General features: G+C 67.0%; 2 protein-coding genes. One reads left to right on the forward strand and one right to left on the reverse strand.

Annotated features, from left to right (window positions below):
* Nucleotides 1–944: 944 nt before the first annotated feature.
* Nucleotides 945–4,286, forward strand: coding sequence for a family 16 glycoside hydrolase (locus tag ABZU75_RS45320; RefSeq protein WP_355569413.1), 3,342 nt, complete (start codon nt 945–947; stop codon nt 4,284–4,286).
* A 2-nt stretch (nt 4,287–4,288) separates the two neighbouring features.
* Here ABZU75_RS45320 and ABZU75_RS45325 read toward each other — a convergent pair.
* Nucleotides 4,289–4,741, reverse strand: a 453-nt coding sequence (locus ABZU75_RS45325) for a LysR substrate-binding domain-containing protein (RefSeq protein ID WP_355569416.1), incomplete at its 5' end; no start/stop codon positions are given.

The following is a 4,741-nucleotide window of genomic DNA, read 5'->3' on the forward strand; positions in this document are numbered from 1 at the left end:
CCCAGGTGTCGAAGAACAACAGCGTGCCCTCGGCGGGCAGATCGATGTCCGACTCGTACGCCGCGAGCGCCACACAGTCCAGTTCGGCGAGAAACTGCATCGCGGAACCACCATCGGTGCGCGCCCACCGACCCTGGTGAGAGGAGGCGCCACCGGGAAACCCCAGCAGGCTCGAACACTCCCACCTCGCTCACCGGTCCCGAACCGGCCCCACGCACTGCGGGCCGTCCGGTCCTGGTTGACTCCCGCGATCGCGCTCGCGCGCTGGTGGCGGTCCTGGTCACAAGCGGTCCCGCCCGCTGAACTGCAGCAACTGCTCGACGCGGTCGGTGCAGGTCATGGCCTGCACCTCTATCTCCCACCTTGATCCAACGAACTACCGTAGTGCTCCGTTCCTCAGCGGAGGTTGCGAACGCGCTGCAGGGAAACCGAGATTGTCGGCCCGCCTTCCTGATGCCAGGACCGAGGTGGATCTGTACTTCCGGTGAGGAACGTCGCAGTAGCCACACCTCAATGCATCATGTTCCACCCCATTGGGGCACTTCAGACAGGGTCCAAGCGCTGCGAAAACCCATCAAGTCGCCCTCTCAGAGATCAGGTGTCCACCAAACCGGGTCAACTCCAGTCCCTCCAGAAGAGCCGCACCCAATTCGGCCGCCGACACGGCAGGCCGTTGGCGGATCCCCGGTCGCCCTGCACTCGTTGCGAGCGGTGCCGTGGCGCCGCACCCTTTTGCCGTGACGAGTCACGACTTTCGTCGGCCTAGGGCAAAAGAGTATGGGCAAGTTGCAGATCTTGCTTTATATTACGGCGCAGAGCAGCGTTATTTCCTCCGTGTTACAGCGAATGAGACCCGGCATCCGCCGTTCGATCGGCCATATCGGCGGTGCCGTAACCCCCCACGCCGCGCTGAACGCGGCGCCCTCACCGAGATGGGACTGGCCATGCGGAAATTACCCCTGCTATCCGTCTTACTGCTCACCGCACTCTCATGGCTCGTCGTACCCGCTCAAGCGCGCGCGGCGGTGCCGCCGCAGGAGCCGGGCATCACCCTGCGCACCTACGACGTCCAAGTCGAACTGTCCAAGCTCTGCACGCTCAAGCCCGGTCAGACACCCAACGTGGACAAGCTGATGCCCACGATCGACTGGACCTCCGACGCCGACTTCGGCCTGGCCGACATGTTCGTCACCGAGGTCATCGGCAACATCTCCATCGCCGCCGCAGGCACGTACGAGTTCCGGCTCACCAGCGACGACGGCTCCCGGCTGCGCATCGACGACACCGTCGTGATCACCAACGACGGGCGGCACGGGCCGATCGCCGTGGACGGCACGATCACCCTGACCACCGGCTACCACGCGTTGCGCGTCGACCACTTCGAGCACCTGTACGGCCAGCAGCTCAAGCTGGAGTGGAAACCACCCGGATCCTCGGCGTTCACCCTCGTGCCGAACTCGGTGCTGAGCACGGACGCGGACGTGGTGCGGGTCACCGCCCCCGGGCGCAAGGAGTGCGAGAGCGGCGCCGACTCTCCGGGCGACGGGCTGCCGCTGGAGTCGGTACACCCTGACTTCACGCTCACCGACCTGCGACCGAACGGTTTCCAGCCGCAGGTGACCGCGATGGACTGGCTGCCCGACGGCCGGTTGGCGGTCGCCACGTGGGGTGGCTCGGAAACCAAGCTCGGCGAGGTCTACCTGCTCGACAACGTCACAGGCAAGACCTCACCCGCGCAGGTGACCACCAAGAAGATCGCCGGCGGGCTTCAGGAGCCCATGGGCATCAAGTACGTGGACGGCAAGCTCTACGTGTCGGAGAAGTCCCGGCTGGTGGAGCTGAACGACACCAACGGCGACGAGGTCGCCGACAACCTCAGGACCGTGGCGAGCTGGCCGTTCGGCGGCAATTTCCACGAGTTCGCGTTCGGGCTTCTCTACCGTGGCGGCCACTTCTACATCAACCTCTCCGTCGCCATCAACTACGGCGGCGCCACCACCGACCCGCAGCCGGCGCGGAACAGGGGCACGACCATCAAGGTCAACAAGGCCACCGGCGAGGTCGAGTACATCGCTGGCGGTCTGCGCACGCCCAACGGGCTCGGCTGGGGGCCGGAGGGTGACCTGTTCGTCATGGACAACCAGGGCGGCTGGCTGCCCGCCTCGAAACTGGTGCACATCAAGAAGGACCGGTTCTTCAACCACTACACCAACCCTGACGGCCCGTTCGATGACAACCTGGTGAGCGCGCCCGTGCTCTGGCTGCCGCACAACGAGATCGCCAATTCCCCCAGCACGCCGCTGGTCATGAGGGGGGGCAGGTTCGCGGGGCAGATGTTGTTCGGCGACGTCACCTACGGCGGGATCCAGCGCGGCTACCTCGAGAAGGTCAACGGCGAGTACCAAGGCGCGGTCTTCCGCTTCACTCAGGGCCTCGAGGCAGGGGTCAACCGGATCAGCCTGGGGCCCGACGGCGCCATCTACGCCGGAGGTCTCGGCGCCGGCGGAAACTGGGGCCAGCCGGGCAAGCTCACCTACGGACTGCAGAAGCTGACCCCCGGCGACGACAAGGCTTTCGACATCCTGAAGATGCGCGCGATCGAGGGCGGCTTCGAGCTGGAGTACACTCAGCCGCTGTCGGCCGAGACCGCCACGTCGCTGGCGGCCAAGTATCAGGCCACCCAGTGGCGGTACGCCGCGGCCTCCACCTACGGTGGCCCCAAGGTGGACGAGGAGCCGCTGACCGTCACCTCCGCGAAGCCGACCTCCGGCGGGAAGAAGGTCACGCTCAAGATCGCGGGTCTCAAGCCGGGGCGCGTGGTGCACCTGCGGTCGCCGCGTCCGTTCAGCTCGGCATCGGGGCAGCCACTGTGGAGCACCGAGGCCTGGTACACGCTTAACTCGATGATCGACGGCCCGACGACGGATACCATGTACGAGGCGGAGAGCGCTTCACACAGCGGCGGCGCGAAGCTGAACACCGACCATCTGAGCTACTCGGGAAGCGGCTTCGTCGACGGCTACTGGGCCGCGGGAGCGGCCACTCAGTTCGCCGTACGCGCAGCCGAGGCCGGCACGTACCACGTGGGCCTGCGCTACTCCAACGGCCCGCACCCCGCACCCGGCACCAAATCTCTGAGCGTGTACGTCAACGGGACCAAGGTCAGGCAGGTGCCGCTGCCCACTACGGAAACGTGGGACCTGTGGGCCACCCGGGTCGAACCGCTCGCGTTGAAGGCAGGCGCCAACATCATCGCCTACAAGTACGACAGCGGCGACACGGGCAACGTCAACCTGGACTCCATCACCGTGGCCGCGCGACCGGTACTCGAGGCGGAGAACGCCTTGCTGCGCGGTGGTGCGAAGGTGAGCACGAACCATCAGGGCTACACCGGCAAAGGCTTCGTCGACGGCTACACGGCCGCGGGCGCGAGCACGTCGTTCACCGTGCGGACGGACTCATCCGGCATGCACAACGTCGGGCTTCGCTACGCGGCCAACGCCGGCACGTCGGTGAGCGTGTACGTCAACGGCGACAAGGTCAGGCAGGTGCGGCTGGCCGGCACCGGCGGCTGGGACGCCTGGGCCGTCCAGACGGAGGCGCTCAACCTGAAGCGGGGTTCGAACAGGATCGCCTACACCTACGACTCCGGCGATATGGGACAGGTCAGCCTCGACCACATCACCGTGTCGAAGGCGCAGCGGATCACGCTGTTCGACGGGTCCAGTCTGGCGGCGTGGGAGAAACGGGCCGGCGGGTCGGCGACCTGGCCGATCGCGAACGGCTCCATGGAGTCCTACGGCGGCGACATCCGTACCCGGCAGACGTTCGGCGACTTCAAGCTCCACGTCGAGTGGTACGAGCCGGACTACCCGCCGGACGTGACCGGGCAGCAGCGCGGCAACAGCGGCGTCTACCTCCAGGAACGCTATGAGATTCAGGTCCTCGAGTCATACGGTGACACCACACCGGCCGCCAACGAGGCGGGCGCGATCTACTCCAAGCGCGCGCCCGACCGCAACATGGCCACCGCCCCAGGAACGTGGCAGACCTACGAGATCACCTTCCGCGCGGCCCGCTACACCAGCGCGGGAGTGAAGGTCGACAACGCGCGGGTCACGGTCGTCTGGAACGGCGTGGTGGTGCACAACGACGTGGCCATCGACGGCGGCACAGGCGACAACATCCCGGAGAGCGCGGCGTCGGGCGGGATCCGCCTCCAGGACCACGGCGACCCTGGCGAGAATCCCCGCTTCCGCAACGTGTGGATCGAACCCGTCTCCTGACCTCATCCGCCCGGCAGGCCGTCCCGCCCTCTGCGCGTGGCCGGCCTGCCGGGCCACGAGCGCGCCGCGATGCCATCGTCCTGGACGATCGGCAGATCGGACAGCGGATACGCTTGCCGACGGCGCGCCCCACCGCCTTGCCCGCCCCCGACGATGCCGACCATGCGTTCGCGATACAGCACGGCTGTCCGGATGTCGGGAGCGGCGACGTCGCCGGCGCCGATATCCAGATCGACCGAACCGTCGCGGAGAGCCTCAATGCTCTCACTACCCTCCGTGACGAAACGCAGAGTCACGCCCGGGGCGACCGCGGCCGTGGCTTCGACCGCCGCCGACGCCAGGGTCGCGGCCACGCCGTCGTTGATGCGGATCGTGAAGGTGCGCCTGAGGTCGGCGATCGTGACCTCGCGGTCAGCGCTGATCAGCGCGGTTGAGAGCAGACGCCACCAAGAGCG

The sequence above is a fragment of the Streptosporangium sp. NPDC005286 genome (genome assembly GCF_040607515.1).
In the GTDB taxonomy this organism is placed as follows: domain Bacteria; phylum Actinomycetota; class Actinomycetes; order Streptosporangiales; family Streptosporangiaceae; genus Streptosporangium.

What these genes read in the sequence shown, in the direction of transcription:
- ABZU75_RS45320 (WP_355569413.1), top strand. Translation starts at nt 945, where the DNA reads ATGCGGAAATTACCCCTGCTATCCGTCTTACTGCTCACCGCACTCTCA.